The following is a 17,069-nucleotide window of genomic DNA, read 5'->3' on the forward strand; positions in this document are numbered from 1 at the left end:
CCTCGTGCTCACCGCAGCACGAGGCATCCGCTCGCCCGTGAATCAGGCGCTCGGCGACTGCTCGCGCGCCCGCAGGTCTTTGCGCAGGATCTTGCCGGCGCTCGACTTCGGGATCGCCTCGATGAACTCGACGACGCGCACCTTCTCGTGCGGCGCGACGTGTGCGGTGACGTGGGCCATGACGACGTCGGCGTCGAGCTCGGCGCCCTGCACCACGACGACGAAGGCCTTCGGCACCTCTTGGCCATCGGCGTCGAGCACGCCGATGACGGCGGCGTCGGCGACCGACGGGTGGCCGAGCAGCACGGCCTCGAGCACGGCCGGCGCCACCTGGTAGCCCTTGTACTTGATCAGCTCCTTCAACCGGTCGACGATGCGGTAGACGCCGTCGGCGGTCACGGTGGCGATGTCGCCGGTGTGCAGCCAGCCGTCGTCGTCGAGCATCGCGGCGGTCGCCTCGGCGTTGCCGAGGTAGCCGTGCATCACCTGCGGGCCGCGGATCAGCAGCTCGCCGGGCTCGCTCGCCGTGCCGTCGGTCGGCACCTCGACGTCGACGCCCGTCTCGACGTCGATGATGCGGGCCTCGGTGTTCGGCAGCAGGAACCCGATCGACGAGCGATCGATGTCGGTGCGGTCGACGGGGATCACATGCGTGACCGGGCTCGTCTCGGTCATGCCGTAGCCCTGGCAGACGGTGCACCGGAGCCGGGTCGCGACGAGCTCGGCGAGCGCGCCGTCGAGCGGCGCCGCACCCGAGAAGACGACCTTGACGCTCGAGAGGTCGTACTGGTCGACGAGCGGATGCTTCGCAAGCGCCACCGCGATCGGCGGGGCGATGAACAACCACGTCGTGCGGTGCTCGGCGATGATGCGCAGGAACTCGACGAGGTCGAATCTCGGCATCGTCACGAGCGAGGCCCGGCACTTGAGCGCGTAGTTCAAGAGCACCGTCAGGCCGTAGATGTGGAAGAACGGCAGCACTGCGAGCACGCGGTCGTCGGCCTCGAGACCGATGACGGCACGCGACTGCTCGACGTTCGCGATCAGGTTCGCGTGCGTGAGCATGACGCCCTTCGGGCGACCGGTGGTGCCCGAGGAGTACGGCAGCGCGGCGAGGTGCGTCGCCGGGTCGAACGAGACCTCGGGCGCCGGATGCCCCTCGCCGAGAAGGTCGCGAAGCGACGGGTGGCCCTCGGCGCCGTCGAGCACCACGAGATGGTCGTCGGCGATGCCGAGGCGTTCCGCCGCCGCCTTCGCCCCCGGGAGGAGTGGAGACACCGTGAAGAACCAGGACGCACCGGCATCCGTCAACTGATCGGCGATCTCGCCGGGCGTGTACAGCGAGTTGACCGTGGTGGCCGTGGCGCCCGCGCGCAGGATGCCGTGGAAGACCGTCGCGAACGCCGGCACATTGGGGCAGAGCAGGGCGACCACGTCGCCGACGCCCACGCCGCGCGCGGCGAGTGCACCGGCGAGCAGTCCGATCTGGCCGACGAGCTGCCGGTAGCTCGTCTCGGCGCCCGACATGCCGTCGATGAGGGCGACGCGGTCGAGTTCGGCGTCGCTGAGATCCCCGAAGAGGAACTCGTAGATCGACGCGTCGGGAACGGTGAGGTCGGGGTACGGGCTCCTGGCCATGCTGAGATCTCCTTCGATCTGCGGGTGCAAGCCATCATGCGGCATTCGCGCGGCTGGGGGAAGGGGGCGTGCCCGCTCGACGGGGCGAGCCGTCGGTCCGGAGTGATCCCGAACTCAGTCGGCCGGGCCGGTCGATTCGCGCACGACGAGTTCGGGCTGGAACACGACGCGCTCCGCCGCGGACTCGCCGCCGGACTCCTTCAGCATGAGATCGACCGCGGTGTAGCCGATGAGGGCCGCCGGCTGCCGGATCGACGAGAGCGGCACGACCGCTGCCGAGGCGAAGTCGATGTCGTCGTAGCCGATGAGCGCGATCTCGCCGGGCACGTCGATGCCGCCCTGCATCATGAGCGCCTGCAGCGCGCCCATGGCGAGCAGGTCGTTGGCGGCGAAGATCGCATCCGGGCGATCGGATGCCGCGCGCTCGCGGATGCCCTCGGCCGCGGCCCTGCCCGCGAGCACGGTGAGCGACTCGGTCGCGACGATCTCGAGGGCCGCGCCCGGCGATTCCGCGACGGCGCGGCGCGCGCCTGCGAGACGATCGGCGACCTGGCGGATTCCCGTGGGCCCGCCGACGAAGGCGATGCGCCTGCGGCCGGTCTCGATGAGGTGGTGCACGGCGAGGTAGCCGCCGACCACGTCGTCGACGGCGACGGAGGAGAAGCTCTGATCGGGCACCTCGCGGTCGACGAGCACGACCGTCGTGCCGCGATCGCGCAGGCGCTGCAGGCGCGGCAGGTCGTCGGCGAGCGGTGAGATGAGCACCCCCGCGACGCGCTGCTCCTCGAACAGGTCGAGGTAGGCGCGTTCGCGCTCGGTGTTCTCGTCGCTGTTGCCGAGCAGGATCGTCATGCCCGCTTCGGCGGCACGGTCTTCGGCGCCGCGGGCGACGTCGGTGAAGAACGGGTTGCGCACGTCGAGCACGACGAGGCCGATCGAGCGGCTGTGGCCGGCGCGCAGCTGCCGGGCGGCGTCGTTGCGGATGAAGCCGAGCGCTTCGATGGCGGCCGTGACGCGGGCGACCGTGGCCGGCGCCACCTTGTCGGGGCGGTTCAGCACGTTCGAGACGGTGCCCACCGAAACCGATGCCGCCGCCGCGACGTCGCGGACGCTGACCGCCATCGCCCCTGCCTCTCCACGCTCGTCGGCGAACTCTGCAGTGAAACGTACCACCGGCACGATTCCGTGACTTGACATCGCTCCGCGCCCGCCGTAAATTGCTCTCGTTCACCTGAATTAAAACGATTCAACCACGCGGGGCCCGATCCCGCAGTTTAGGTCAAGATCAATGACGATTCCCCCAGGCGCAACCGAACCCGCCCCGACGCTCGAACTGCGCGACATCCAGAAGTCGTTCGGCTCGGTCGTCGCCCTCCGCTCGGGCACCATCGCGGTCGACGCCGGTTCGATCCACGCCCTCGTCGGCGAGAACGGCGCGGGCAAGTCCACCCTCGTGAAGATCGTCGCGGGGCTCTACCGCCGTGACGCGGGCGAGTTCCGGCTCGATGGCGCCGACGTCGACTTCACCTCGACCGCGCAGTCGAAGCAGGCGGGCATCGCCGTCATCTACCAGGAGCCCACGCTCTTCCCAGACCTGTCCGTCACAGAGAACGTCTTCATGGGCCGCCAGCCCGTCGGCCGCTTCGGCCGGATCGACCGCAAGGCGATGCGTCGCGAGGTCGAGTCCCTGTTCCGGCGACTCGGGGTCGGCATCGACCCCGATCGTCCGGCCGAGGGTCTCTCGATCGCCGACCAGCAGGTCATCGAGATCGCCAAGGCGGTCTCGCTCGACGCGCGAGTGCTCATCATGGACGAACCGACTGCGGCGCTGTCGGGCGTCGAGGTCGACCGCCTGTTCGCGATCGCGCGAAGCCTGCGCGACGAGGGCCGAGCGCTCCTGTTCATCTCGCACCGCTTCGACGAGGTGTTCGACCTCTGCGACGTCGTCACCGTCATGCGCGACGGTGCCTACATCAGCACGATGCCGATCGCCGACACCACCGTCGACGAGTTGGTACGGCAGATGGTGGGCCGTGACGTCACCGAGCTGTTCCCCAAGCAGGAGACCGAGATCGGCGGCCCGCTGCTCGAGGTCGAGGGCCTCTCGAGCGCGGGCGTGTTCCACGACATCTCGTTCACCGTGCGGTCGGGTGAGATCGTCGGACTCGCCGGGCTCGTCGGCGCCGGGCGCAGTGAGGTCGCCCGCGCCGTCTTCGGTGTCGACGGGTACGACGCCGGCTCGGTGCGCCTCAACGGTCGGGCGGTCAAGAAGGGCGACCCCGCCCGCGCCATGGTGCAGGGCATCGCACTCGTGCCCGAGGATCGCCGCAAGCAGGGACTCGTGCTCGAGACATCCGTCGCCCGCAACATCACCCTCGCCATCCGCAACCAGCTCGCGAAGGCGGGAATCATCACCTCGGGAGTCGAGAATCGCGCGGCACAGGTCTGGGCCAGCCGCCTCGAGGTCAAGACGAGCGCACTCAGCACGGTGGCCGGCACGCTCTCGGGCGGCAATCAGCAGAAGGTCGTGCTCGGCAAGTGGCTCGCCACCGAACCGCAGGTGCTCATCATCGACGAACCCACCCGCGGCATCGACGTCGGCACGAAGGCGGAGGTGCACCGGTTGCTGTCGGAGCTCGCAGGCCGCGGCATGGGCATCCTCATGATCTCGTCCGAACTCCCCGAGGTGCTCGGCATGGCCGACCGAGTGCTGGTCATGCGCGAGGGGCGCATCACCGCCGAGCTCGACCGGGCCGACGCCACGTCCGAGAACGTCATGTTCGCCGCCACCCGATCGACCGGAGCCCACGCATGACCGCCCCGACCATCGAGCGATCCGACGTCACCAAGCGGCTTCACGCCGTCGGCGCCGCCCGCGAGTTTGGCATCCTGCTCGCGTTGCTGCTCGTCATCGTCGCGGCCACGGTCGCGAACCCGAACTTCCTGTTCAGCGCCGACGGATGGCGCGACCTCCTGCTCACGCCGTCGATCCTGGTGCTGCTCGCCGTCGGCCAGGCCATCGTCATCATCACCCGCAACGTCGATCTCTCGGTCGGCTCGGTGCTCGGTCTCTCCGCCTACCTGACCGGACGACTCTTCATCGACCTGCAGGGCATCCCGATCCTCGCGGTGTTCCTCATCGTGATCGTGTTCGGCGGTGTCCTCGGTCTGGTGAACGGCGCGCTCGTGGCGTACGCGAAGGTGCCCTCGCTCGTGATCACACTCGGCACGCTTTATGCCTATCGCGGCATCAACGTGCTCTGGACCGGCGGCGACCGAGTGAACGCCTCCGACCTTCCGAGGGAGTTCCTCGCACTCGGCACGGGCCAGATCCTCTTCATCCCGATCCTCACGATCATCGCCCTCGCGGTGCTGGTGGTCGCCGGTTGGGTCATGAAGAACACCCGCGGCGGCCGCGAGTTCTACGCGATCGGATCCGACCCGGCCGCCGCCGAGCTCTACGGTCTGCGCGTCACCCGACGCTTGCTCACGGCGTTCGTGCTCTCGGGCGCCCTCGCCGGTCTCGGCGGCGTGCTGTACGCCGCTCGCTACGGCACCATCAGCTCGCAGGCGGGCTCGGGCTGGGAACTCGACGCGGTCGGGGCGGCCGTCATCGGCGGCGTCGCGATCTTCGGCGGCAGCGGCACCGTCTGGGGCGCCGCGATCGGCGCAGTGCTGCTGCTCACCATCAACCGCGCCCTGCCCATCCTCGGCATCCCCGACTTCTGGCAGCGCGCCGTGGTCGGCGCCCTGATCATCGGTGCCATCGTGCTCGACCGCGTGCTCGCGATCCGACAGAAACGCAGGCTCCTCGAAGCCAGGGAGGACGACTGATGACCGCCGCCACCACCACCGGTGTCCCGACCGTGCGCAGCTACCGCGCCTACGATCGCCCGCTCTGGCAGCGCGTGCTGCTCACCCGCGAGATGGCGATCGTCGCCCTGCTCGTCGTCGTCGCCGTGGTCGCCGTGCTGAGCGTTCGCGGATTCAGCCAGCCGATCACCCTGACCTTCCTGCTCCTCGACGTCATGCCGATCCTGCTCATCGCGCTGCCGATGACGCTCATCATCATCACGGGAGAGATCGACCTGTCGGTGGCGAGCATCGTGGGCCTTGCGAGCGTGCTGACCGGCGTGCTCACACAGGCCGGCCTGCCGTTCGAGGTCGCCGGGCTGCTGGCGATCATCGCCGGGGCGATCGGCGGCGCGGTGAACGGATTCCTCGTGACGGTCGTCGGGTTGCCGTCGCTCGCCGTCACGATCGGCACCCTCGCGCTCTACCGCGGGCTCGCAGTGGGTCTGCTCGGCACGACCGCGGTGACGGACTTCCCCGAGTTCTGGACCGATCTCGCGAAGGCCCGCGTCGGGAACACGAACATCCCGCTCGTTCTGTTCCTCTTCCTCGCGCTCCTCGTCGTGTTCGTGGTGCTGCTGCACTTCACGCCGTTCGGCCGGGGCATCTACACGATCGGGCTCGCGAGCGAGACCGCCCGATTCTCGGGCGTGCGGGTCGAGCGCACGAAGTTCATCCTCTTCGTGCTGTCGGGAACGATCTCGGCGATCGCGGGCATCTACTACACCCTCCGGTTCGGCAGCGCCCGTGGCGACAACGCCACCGGACTCGAACTGCAGGTGATCGCCGCTGTGCTCCTCGGCGGCGTGTCCATCTTCGGCGGCCGCGGTGCGATCCACGGGGTGATCGCGGGCGTACTGCTGATCGGGGTGCTCGCGAGCGCCCTCCGTCTCGCGAACGTCACCTCCGACGTCATCAACATCATCACCGGCGTGCTGCTCGTGCTGTCGGTGGTGGCCACCAGCTTCCTGGCTTGGCTGCGAAAGCGGCGGCGAGCACCAGGGGGAATACCGCGCACCGAGGCCTCCACAGCAGAGTGACCGGGCCGCGCGAACCAACGAGGCGATCACACTTCGACCTCATCCGATGAAGGGAAGAACAACGATGTTTCAGAACAAAAGGCGCGCTGGCGCGCTGACCGCGCTCGCCGTGAGCGTCGCGCTGCTGGCAACCGGCTGCGCGGTCGACTCCGGCACCGGCGGCACGGCGACCGACGGCGGCGACAGCGCCAACCTCGCCATCACGTTCCTGCCGAAGAACCTCGGCAACCCGTACTTCGACACCTCGTCCGCCGGGGCCGAAGAGGCCATCGCCGAGTTCGACGGCACCTTCGCCGAGGTCGGGCCGGCCGAGGCCAGCCCCGATGCACAGGTGAGCTACATCAACACCCTCACCCAGCAGGGCGTCGGGGCGATCGCCGTCTCCGCCAACGACCCCGAGGCGATCTGCGACGCCCTGAACGAGGCACGCGACGCAGGGGTCAAGGTCGTCACGTTCGACTCCGACACCAACGCCGACTGCCGCGACCTGTTCATCAACCAGGCCGACGCCGAGGGCATCGCCAAGGTGCAGGTCGACCTCATCGCCGAGCAGATCGGCGGCGCCGGCGAGATCGCCGTGCTCTCGGCCTCGGCGAACGCGACGAACCAGAACGCATGGATCGAGATGATGGAGGAGTACCTCGCCAGCGACTACCCCGACATCACCCTCGTCGAGACCGTCTACGGCGACGACGACGACCAGACCTCGTTCGACAAGACGGCCGCGCTGCTGCAGACCCACCCGAACCTGAAGGGCATCATCTCGCCCACCACGGTCGGCATCGCGGCGGCGGCTCGCTACCTCTCGACGTCGGAGTACAAGGGCACGGTCGCGCTGACCGGCCTCGGCACCCCGAACCAGATGCGCGAGTACGTCGAGGACGGCACCGTCACGGCGTTCGCCCTGTGGAACCCGGCCGACCTCGGCTACCTCACCGCCTTCGCGGCGAAGGCGCTCATCGAGGGCGACATCACCGGCGCAGAGGGCGACACCTTCGACGCGGGCAAGCTGGGCGAGTACACGGTCGGCGCCGACGGCGTCGTGCTCCTCGGCGACCCCTACGTGTTCGACGCGGACAACATCGGCGACTTCGACTTCTAGTCGGTCGCGGGGCTCTGCGCGGCTTCGCGCAGCGCAGAGCCCCACCCGCCACTACCCACCTGATTCGCATCCGAAAGGAGCAGGTCATGGACGAGACGAACACCGTGCAGCGCGTCTGCTTCCAGCTGCAGGTCGACCCCGCGCGCCTCGACGAGTACCGCGCCCGCCACGAGGCCGTGCGGCCCGACATGCTGCGTGCGATCGAGGCATCCGGTCGTCGCAATTATTCGCTCTTCCTGCGGGCCGACGGCCTGCTCATCGGCTACTACGAAACTGCTGACGACGCGGATTCGCAAGCAGCACTCGAACGCGACCCGCGCACCGCCGCGTGGGAGGCCGACATGGCCGGATTCTTCATCTCCCTCGACGGACGCCCCGACCAGTCCGCCCCACGACTTCCCGAGGTGTTCCACCTCGAAGACCAACTCGCCGCGCTCGAATCCGAGCACTCGGCGACGCACGACTGAACACGCACCAGAAACCGGAAAGAGCCATCGTGAGCATCCTCCCCACCGACGTCCTCGGCCAGCTCGAGCAGCAGTCGATCGAACTGCCCTCGTGGGCCTTCGGCAACTCGGGCACCCGCTTCAAGGTGTTCACGACGCCGGGCACGCCGCGCGATCCCTTCGAGAAGATCGCGGATGCCGCGCAGGTGCACAAGTACACCGCGCTCGCCCCGGTCGTCGCCCTGCACATCCCGTGGGACAAGGTCGACGACTACTCGGTGCTGCGCGCGCACGCCGAGGAGCACGGCGTCGCGCTCGGAACGGTCAACTCGAACACCTTCCAAGACGACGACTACAAGTTCGGCGCCCTCACCCACGAAGACGCCGCCGTGCGCCGCAAGGCGATCGACCACCACTTCGAGTGCATCGACATCATGCACGCGACCGGTTCGCGCGACCTCAAGATCTGGCTCGCCGAGGGCTCGAACTACCCGGGCCAGGCCGATCTGCGCGGCCGTCAGGACCGACTGCACGAGTCGCTGCAGCAGATCTACGCGCGCCTCGGCGACGAGCAGCGCCTCGTGCTCGAATACAAGTTCTTCGAGCCCGCTTTCTATCACACGGATGTCCCGGACTGGGGCACCTCGTACGCCCAGGTCGCCGCGCTCGGCGACAAGGCCATGGTCTGCCTCGACACGGGCCACCACGCGCCCGGCACGAACATCGAGTTCATCGTCATGCAGCTGCTGCGGCTCGGCAAGCTCGGCTCCTTCGACTTCAACTCGCGCTTCTACGCCGACGACGACCTCATCGTGGGCGCGGCCGACCCCTACCAGTTGTTCCGCATCCTCTTCGAGGTCATCCGCGGCGGCGCCCTCAACAACCCCGACGTCGCGTTCATGCTCGACCAGTGCCACAACGTCGAAGACAAGGTGCCCGGCCAGATCCGCTCGGTGCTGAACGTGCAGGAGATGACGGCCCGCGCGCTGCTCGTCGACACGGTCGCCCTCGCCGCCGCTCAGCGCAGCGGTGACGTGCTCGAGGCCAACCGCATCTTCATGGACGCGTTCTACACCGACGTGCGCCCGGCCCTCGCCGAGTGGCGCGAATCGCGGGGCCTCGCCGCCGACCCGATGGCGGCGTTCGCGGCATCCGGATACCTTGCGAAGATCGCGGCCGACCGCATCGGCGGCGTGCAGGCCGGTTGGGGGGCATGATCGTGACGAACCAGGCAGCGGCAGACCTCATCGCGCGGTCGAACCGCCTCGGCGCCGACCCGAAGAACACGAACTACGCCGGTGGCAACACCTCGGCCAAGGGCACCGAGACCGACCCGGTCACGGGCGAGCCCGTCGAGCTCATGTGGGTCAAGGGCTCGGGCGGAGACCTCGGCACGCTCACCGAGGCAGGCCTCGCGGTGCTGCGCCTCGACCGGCTGCGCGCGCTCGAGGGCGTCTACCCGGGTGTCGAGCGTGAAGACGAGATGGTCGCCGCGTTCGATTACACATTGCACGGCAAGGGCGGCGCGGCCCCGTCGATCGACACGGCCATGCACGGGCTCGTCGACGCGGCGCACGTCGACCACCTGCACCCCGACTCCGGCATCGCGATCGCCACTGCCGCCGACGGCGAAGAGCTGACGGCGAAGATCTTCGGCGACAAGGTCGTCTGGGTGCCGTGGCGCCGCCCCGGTTTCCAGCTCGGGCTCGACATCGCCGCGATCAAGGCGGCGAACCCCGACGCGATCGGCTGCATCCTCGGCGGTCACGGCATCACCGCGTGGGGCGACACCTCCGACGAGGCGGAGGCGAACTCGCTCTGGATCATCGACACCGCCGCCGCGTACATCGCCGAGCACGGCACGGCCGAGCCGTTCGGCCCGGTCGTTGCGGGCTACGAGCCGCTCGAGGCATCCGAACGCCGTGCCAAGGCGGCCGCCCTCGCCGCGACCATCCGCGGCATCGCGAGCCACGACCGGCCAATGGTCGGCCACTTCACCGACGCGCCAGAGGTGCTCGACTTCCTCGCTCGCGCCGAGCACCCGCGGCTCGCCGCGCTCGGCACGAGCTGCCCCGACCACTTCCTGCGCACGAAGGTCAAGCCCATGCTGCTCGACCTGCCGGCCGACGCGTCGATCGAGGCATCGGCCGCCCGCCTCACCGAGCTGCACGAAGCGTACCGCGCCGACTACCAGGCCTACTACGACGCGCACGCGACGCCCGAGTCGCCCGCGATCCGCGGCGCCGACCCGCTCATCGTGCTCGTGCCCGGCGTCGGCATGTTCAGCTACGGCGCGAACAAGCAGACCGCGCGCGTGGCCGGCGAGTTCTACGTCAACGCGATCAACGTCATGCGCGGCGCCGAGGCGCTCTCGACCTATTCCCCCATCAGCGACGCCGAGAAGTTCGCGATCGAGTACTGGGCCCTCGAAGAGGCGAAGCTCGAACGGTTGCCGAAGCCGAAGCCGCACGCAGGCCGCATCGCGCTCGTGACGGGCGCGGCATCCGGCATCGGCAAGGCCATCGCCACCCGTCTCGCGGCCGAGGGCGCGTGCGTCGTGATCGCCGACCTCGATCTCGAGAAGGCGCAGGCGGCAGCCGCCGAGCTGGGCAGCAGCGACGTCGCGATCGGCGTCGCCGCGAACGTGACGGATGCCGCTGCCGTGCAGGCCGCGATCGACGACGCCGTGCTCGCGTTCGGCGGCCTCGACCTCGTCGTGAACAACGCGGGGCTGAGCCTCTCGAAGCCCCTGCTCGAGACCACCGAGGCCGACTGGGACCTGCAGCACGACGTCATGGCCAAGGGCTCGTTCCTCGTCTCGAAGGCCGCCGCGCGCGTGCTCATCGACCAGGGCCTCGGCGGCGACATCGTCTACATCTCGTCGAAGAACTCGGTCTTCGCCGGGCCGAACAACATCGCGTACTCGGCGACGAAGGCCGATCAGGCCCACCAGGTGCGCCTGCTCGCCGTCGAGCTCGGCGAGTACGGCATCAAGGTCAACGGCATCAACCCCGACGGCGTCGTGCGCGGCTCCGGCATCTTCGCGAGCGGCTGGGGCGCGAACCGCGCGAAGACCTACGGCATCGAAGAAGAGAAGCTCGGCGAGTTCTACGCTCAGCGCACGATCCTGAAGCGCGAGGTGCTGCCCGAGCACGTCGCGAACGCGGTCATCGTGCTGACCGGGCCCGAGCTCAGCCACACCACCGGGCTGCACATCCCGGTCGACGCGGGCGTCGCCGCCGCCTTCCTGCGATGATCCCGGGTTCGGGCGCGGGCAGCGTCGCGGCCGTCGACCTCGGGGCCACGAGCGGTCGCGTGATCCTCGGCCACGTCGACGGCCGCGCGGGCACGCTCGCGCTCGACCACGTCGCCCGGTTCCCGAACGGCCCGGTGCGCCTCGCCTCGGGGCTGCACTGGGGCGTCACGGGCCTGTATCGCGACCTGAGTGCGGGCCTTGCAGAGGCGTTCCGGCGCGACCCGTCGACGGCCTCGGTCGGCATCGACTCGTGGGCGGTCGATTACGGCCTGCTCCGCGGCGGCCGCTTGCTCGGCGAACCGTTCCACTACCGCGACGCGCGGAACGAACGCGGCGTCGAGGCCGTGCACGCCGCCGTGCCGTTCGATGAGCTCTACCGTCGCAACGGCCTGCAGTTCCTGCCGTTCAACACCCTGTACCAGCTCGCCGCCGAGCGCGATTCGACCGACGACGGGGCCTCCGCGAGTTGGCTCGGCTTCGCCGACTCGCTCCTCCTGATTCCCGACCTGATCGGGTTCCAGCTCACGGGCGCGCGCCTCGCCGAACGCACGAACGCCTCGACGACGGGCCTCGTGGGTGTCGGGTCGGGGGAGTGGGACGACGAGCTCATCGAGCGGCTCGGGCTCCCGGCATCCGTCTTCGCCCCCCTCGTGAGCCCCGGCGAGTCGTTCGGCCCGCTGCGCCCCGCCGTCGCCGACGAGCTCGGCGCACCGCCGGGCATCGAAGTGGTCGCGGTGGGCTCGCACGACACCGCCTCGGCGGTCGTCGCGGTGCCGATGCGCGCCGAATCGGCCGCCTACATCTCGTGCGGCACGTGGGGGCTCGTCGGCGTCGAGCTCGAGCGGCCGGTGCTGACCGATGCCGCCCGCGTGGCGAACTTCACGAACGAGGGCGGCGTCGACGGGCGCGTGCGGTTCCTGCACAACGTCATGGGCCTCTGGCTGCTCTCGGAGTCGGTGCGGTGGTGGGAACGCGACGGCGAGACCGTCGAGCTGTCCGAGTTGCTTGCGGCCGCGGCATCCGTCACCGCGCCCGTCGCCGTCTTCGATGCCGACGATCCGCGGTTCCTGGCGCCCGGCGACGTGCCCGGGAGGATCGCCGAATGGTGCGCCGAACGCGGCGTGGCCGCGCCCGCGAGCCGCGCCGAGTTCGTGCGGTCGATCGTCGAGAGCCTCGCGGAGGCGTTCGCCGGGGCCGTGCGCGAGGTCTCGATCCTCTCGGGCGTCGACGTCGAGACGATCCACGTGGTGGGCGGCGGGGCGCTCAACGAGCTGCTCTGCCAGCGCACCGCCGACCGCGCGGGCATCCCGGTGCTCGCGGGCCCGGTCGAGGCGACCGCGATCGGCAACGTGCTCGTGCAGGCACGTGCGCAGGGCTTCGTGCACGGCGACCTCGAGGCACTGCGCGCGCTCGTGGCGCGGGCGTTCACGCCGCGACGGCACGAACCGGTCACGCGCTGAGTCGGGTGGAACAGGAGCGGGCGGTCCGATCGGGCCGCCCGCTCCTGTTCTCACCACTCGGGCACCCGTCGTCACTTGAACTGGAAGAGTGCGGTCAGCTCCGACCCGTCCACGGTGCTCAGGATGAGCTTGACGCAGCCGGTCGCGCCCTTCGGCGACTTCCAGTTGTACTGGAACCGGCCCGCGTCGGAGTCATAGACCACGTCGGTGCCGCCGGCGACGGTCGATTCGATCTCGTCGGTCGAGGCGCCCGACCGGCACGGCGTCTGGACGGTGCGCAGCCCATCGATCGCATCCGTCGAGGTCGACTCCCGATCACCGGCGAACACCTCGAACCTCAGCGGCACGGTCGAGCCCGCCTTGACGACGTTGAGCACCCCGTCCATGTCGACGGGAGACGTGAAGCCCGTCAAGGTCCACGGCGTCACCGTGTAGGTTCTCGTCTCGGCGGTCTGATTGCCTGCGAGATCCCGCGCCGTCGCGGTCAGCGTGTGCGTGCCGACCTCAGCGCTGAATCCGGCCACGTCGCATCCCGCCTCACCCGAGAGTGCATCGGTCGCCTCGCAGGTGGGGGCATCCGGTACGGAACCGAACACGTGACTCGACTCGTCGGCGAGGTCGCCGACCCAGGCCAGGCCGGGCGCCGTGACGTCTCGGCGGATCGTGACCGCCTCGGTCACCGAGACGTTGCCGGCCCGGTCCGTTGCACGGAACAGGAAGGTCGTCTCACCCTCGGGAGCGGCGAGCGGCTCGGAGTAGCTCGTCCACGACCCCTCCTCCACGCCGTACTCCAGCGACGCGACACCGGATGCCTCGTCAGCGGCCGTCGCCGCCACGTTGACCGCACCCGTGTACCACCCGTTGTCGCCCGACGGTGCGGCAGGATCGGTCGCGAGCGACACGACCGGGGCGGTGAGATCGGGAGCGATGTAGCCGTCGGGGCAGATGTTCGTGAGGTGCTCGTCCTGGCCGGGGCCATCTCCCGGAGCAAGGCTCAGCACGTGGCATCCGGCCGGGACATCGTCGACGCGGAGGTAGCCGCGTTCGTACGTCGCCGGCGTCTCGATGCCGTCGACGTAGACGATCGGCACGGACTCCTCGGCGGCGCCGGGCACGAACACCCTCGCGACGGTGTTGCCGGGGACGTTGACACCGACGTCGGTTCGGTCGCCGACGGTGTGGTGCGCCGCGCCGATGGATCCCTTGAGTGTCGGCAGCCTGACGCCCGCCCACTCCACCGACGCAGGCTGCGGGCGGATGTCGAACGTCGCGTACCCGGGGGTCGTCGGCTGGATTCCGAACATGCCCTGCGGCACGTTGTATGCCGGCGACGCGGCCCAGGGATGGGAGTAGGTCAGGTTCGACTTGAGGGTGGGGTCCCAGGCTTCCATCGTCGCGCCGGCCCCCTTGGCGATCATGTTCATCCAACTCCGGAGCCCGGTGCTGGTGAGCAGCGCGTGGGCGACGTCGGCGCGGTCGCCGTTGTAGAGGGACTCGATGACGAACGCGGCGCAGTAGACGCTGCAGGCCATGCCGCGGGTGCGGATGTACTCCGCGGTCTGCGATGCCTGGTTCGCATCCGCGAGGCCGAATGCGGTTGCGAACACGCTCGCCTGGATCGCATAGTGGTTCACCGCCGTGCCGTCGGCGTTCAGCCCATCGCGGTAGGCGCCGGTCGCCTGGTCGAAGAGACGTTCGTTCGACACCTGGCGGAGCCGGTCGGCGGTGGCCGTGAACGCCTCGGCGTCTGCGTCCTTTCCGAGTGCTCGGGCAATGTCGGCCATGTCGCGGTAGCTCTGGTGGCCGATCGCGTTGATCACGGTGTTGTACGGGCGGAACACGTACCCGTCGCGTTCGCTCGCGGGCCAGTCGACGATGTCGCAGTCGGTGCAACTGCTCGAACCGTTCGATCCGGTGTTCTTGCGGATCAGCCCTGTGCTCGCTTCCAGCCATTCGTCGGGAAGCTTCTGCTTGAGGGCGTCGTAGTTCCGGGCGAGCGCCGCGGTGTCCCCGGTCTGCAGGTAGCTGTCGTGGAAGGCGAGGATCGTGTACATCGGCCACTCGGTCGGCCAGGTGCGGCCGGTGAGCAGGTACTCGAGTGAGTAGTTGCCCAGGGTCGGGTCGTCGGAGACGAAGAAGTTCGCCATCATCTGCAGGTACGAGTCGGCCTCGTAGGCATCCCGCTCACGGGTCCAGGAGTCCACGTAGAGATTGTGGTTCGTCGCATCGACCGTGTGGCGCGAGAGCTCCCACACCTGGTTGAGCGAGCTGTCGGACGAGCTGAAGTGGGCCCCATCGGGGTCGTACGGATACACCTGTGCGAGTGCCGGGAAGTCGTCGGCGGTCAGCCCGCTGGGCGCGCCGAGGACCTCCGCGTAGCGGAACACGCGCATGCCCCACGTTTCCAGGTGCTGGGGTCCGGCTTTCAGGGTCCACTTGTCCTGATACGTGTTGCCGGTGTTCATCGCGAACCGCACGGTCTGCGGGGCCGAGAGGGCCTCGCCGAAGCGAACATCGAGCACCTGCCCGGCAGCCCCCTCCACGTCGAGGCTCAGGCCGCCGATCCACGTTCGCCCGTAGTCGATGAAGTAGTTGCCCGGAGACTTCTCGACGACGCTCTCGGGATACTTCAGCTGATGCTCGACCTTCGCGGTCGGCGTGGCCTGCAGGTCGGAGAACGCGTCCTTGACGGTCGCGGGCGTCCACGCGGAGTCGTCGAATCCCGGCTGGTCGAAACCGGTCGGGAACCCAGCCGCCTGGATGTTCTCCTTCGGCGCGACGAAGTAGGACGTTCCGATGCTCCCGACCGCCGGGTAGATGTTGGCGCCGCTGTAGGCGGTCCACGCCGGTCCTGTGCCGAACGTCTGCTTCGATCCGTCCGCGTACTCGACCACGAGGTAGGCCTGGAACCGCTTGTCCGACGTCGTGTAGGCGATCGCGCCGAGGGTGTTGGCCTCGCCGCTCCTCACGAGGCTGGTGACGTCGAACCCGTCGTATCGCGTCTCGGACGCGATGGGCAGCGTCGGGCCGAGCCCGACGAAGGACCCGTTGATCCAGAGTTTGTAGACGAACTGACGAGCCGGTGCGGTGGACGCCGCCGTTGCGTACACGGTCGCCCACGCGATGTCCTTCGCCTCGAGGTCGACCTCTCCGCGGAGGAGCGCCCAGTCCGTCGGAAGCACACCGTAGACGCAGTTCTGGCTCGTGCCGATCGCGAGTCGGCCGTCCACCACGGTGCCGCAGGTGAAGTCGGTCGAAGGTGCGTTGAACGTGCTCTGATACAGCACCGTGCCGTTGGCAGCGGTGGCCAGGAGATCGTCCCAGGTGTTCCTCTCGCTCCCGCCCGTGCGGAAGCCGATGGCACCGGTCGAGAACGTCGAGCCGACGGTGGTGACGTCGACCTGCACGCCGTCGAGGTACGTGGTGATCGTCGTGCCGCTTGCGACGATCTTGAACGCGTATGCGGTGTCGTTGGCCAGGGTCTTCCCGAGCGGGACGGACTTCAGCTGTGTGAATGTCGAACCGACACGGGTGTGCGGGGCGAGGGTGTTCACGCCGTTCCCCCGGAACTGCCACATCAGGTAGTTGCTCGCGTCGCGTGCGCGAAGGACGATCGTGGCGTTCTGCGCCGTGATCCTGAAATTTCCTTCAACGGTGTAGTCGGCCCAGGTCGGCCCGGTCGATCCGAGCCAGATCGGCGTCGAGTCACCCCAGACGGTGCCGGCCGCCGTTCCGAATCGGGCCGGCTCCGACCACTCGGACGCGCTGTCGCCCGACCAGGTGCGAACTCGCCACACGTAGCCTTCAGCCGCTTCGAGAGCCGGCCCTGCGTACGGGATGTTCGTGCTGGCCGTGGACTCGACCCTGCCGGAGTCCCACACGCTCGCCGAATCGAGCGCGTCCACGTCGTCGGCGACCTGGACCTGGTAGGCCGACTGCCGAGCAGCGCGCACCTGCCACCCGAGAAGCGGTGCGTCGAGGTCGGCGACGTCTCGTGGAGCGGGGAGCTGGCCGATGGTCAACTCGGTGGGCGCCTGGGGTTCGTCCCACGTGGCAGCGATGGCCGTCGAGCCGGGTGCCGGGGCGAGCGTGCCGACCGCGATGGCGAACACGATGCCGAACATGGTCGTCGCACGAATGATCCGTGAGGTCACAACAGGCTCCTTCGACTGTCTGCGACGGATTGAATGATATTGAATCGATTCATGTCGCGTCCGAATGCTAGGCGACGAATCGGCAGGTCGTCAAGGCCGCGTCGTGGTTGTTCTGAGTTCC

Annotated in this window: 11 protein-coding genes; 8 read left to right on the plus strand and 3 right to left on the minus strand. The window is 69.0% G+C overall.

Annotated elements, in window-relative coordinates; translation table 11 throughout:
* Positions 1-42: 42 nt before the first annotated feature.
* Both ACWGST_RS06205 and ACWGST_RS06210 read right to left on the minus strand, forming a co-directional pair.
* Positions 43-1,638 carry an AMP-binding protein gene (locus ACWGST_RS06205; RefSeq protein WP_452045786.1) on the minus strand — a complete coding sequence of 532 codons (1,596 nt, stop codon included), beginning with the start codon at positions 1,636-1,638 and terminating at the stop codon, positions 43-45.
* A 114-nt stretch (positions 1,639-1,752) separates the two neighbouring features.
* Positions 1,753-2,760: a LacI family DNA-binding transcriptional regulator gene (locus ACWGST_RS06210; protein WP_452045787.1), complete on the minus strand. Its 1,008-nt coding sequence runs from the start codon at positions 2,758-2,760 to the stop codon at positions 1,753-1,755.
* Between the two features lie 166 nt (positions 2,761-2,926).
* Here ACWGST_RS06210 and ACWGST_RS06215 point away from each other — a divergent pair, with 166 nt between their 5' ends.
* The 8 genes from ACWGST_RS06215 (at position 2,927) to ACWGST_RS06250 (ending at position 12,794) form a co-directional block, all read left to right on the plus strand.
* Complete coding sequence (locus ACWGST_RS06215) at positions 2,927-4,453, plus strand: sugar ABC transporter ATP-binding protein (RefSeq protein WP_452045788.1); 1,527 nt, start codon at positions 2,927-2,929, stop codon at positions 4,451-4,453.
* The gene (locus tag ACWGST_RS06220) at positions 4,450-5,472 is read left to right on the plus strand and encodes an ABC transporter permease (protein ID WP_452045789.1); all 1,023 of its coding nucleotides are present in this window, start codon (positions 4,450-4,452) and stop codon (positions 5,470-5,472) included. The genes ACWGST_RS06215 and ACWGST_RS06220 overlap by 4 nt, the downstream gene beginning before the upstream one ends.
* On the plus strand, positions 5,472-6,530 hold the full coding sequence (locus ACWGST_RS06225; protein WP_452045790.1) for an ABC transporter permease: 1,059 nt from the start codon (positions 5,472-5,474) through the stop codon (positions 6,528-6,530). Before ACWGST_RS06220 ends, ACWGST_RS06225 begins: the two co-directional genes overlap by 1 nt.
* A 64-nt stretch (positions 6,531-6,594) precedes the next feature.
* On the plus strand, positions 6,595-7,632 hold the full coding sequence (gene rhaS, locus ACWGST_RS06230; protein WP_452045791.1) for a rhamnose ABC transporter substrate-binding protein: 1,038 nt from the start codon (positions 6,595-6,597) through the stop codon (positions 7,630-7,632).
* 86 nt (positions 7,633-7,718) lie between these two features.
* Positions 7,719-8,099 (plus strand): L-rhamnose mutarotase, encoded by a 381-nt coding sequence (locus ACWGST_RS06235; protein ID WP_452045792.1) that lies wholly within the window; start codon positions 7,719-7,721, stop codon positions 8,097-8,099.
* Positions 8,100-8,128: 29 nt separating this feature from the next.
* Positions 8,129-9,295: an L-rhamnose isomerase gene (rhaI, locus tag ACWGST_RS06240; RefSeq protein ID WP_452045793.1), complete on the plus strand. Its 1,167-nt coding sequence runs from the start codon at positions 8,129-8,131 to the stop codon at positions 9,293-9,295.
* Entirely contained in the window at positions 9,292-11,334 is a 2,043-nt protein-coding gene (locus ACWGST_RS06245) for a bifunctional aldolase/short-chain dehydrogenase (protein WP_452045794.1), read from the plus strand. Before rhaI ends, ACWGST_RS06245 begins: the two co-directional genes overlap by 4 nt.
* Positions 11,331-12,794: a rhamnulokinase gene (locus ACWGST_RS06250; protein ID WP_452045795.1), complete on the plus strand. Its 1,464-nt coding sequence runs from the start codon at positions 11,331-11,333 to the stop codon at positions 12,792-12,794. Before ACWGST_RS06245 ends, ACWGST_RS06250 begins: the two co-directional genes overlap by 4 nt.
* Positions 12,795-12,865: 71 nt before the next feature.
* On the opposite strand, the gene ACWGST_RS06255 is transcribed toward ACWGST_RS06250, so the two are convergent.
* Positions 12,866-16,948 (minus strand): family 78 glycoside hydrolase catalytic domain, encoded by a 4,083-nt coding sequence (locus ACWGST_RS06255; protein ID WP_452045796.1) that lies wholly within the window; start codon positions 16,946-16,948, stop codon positions 12,866-12,868.
* Positions 16,949-17,069: the final 121 nt, after the last annotated feature.

This window comes from Agromyces sp. NPDC055520 (assembly GCF_053619715.1).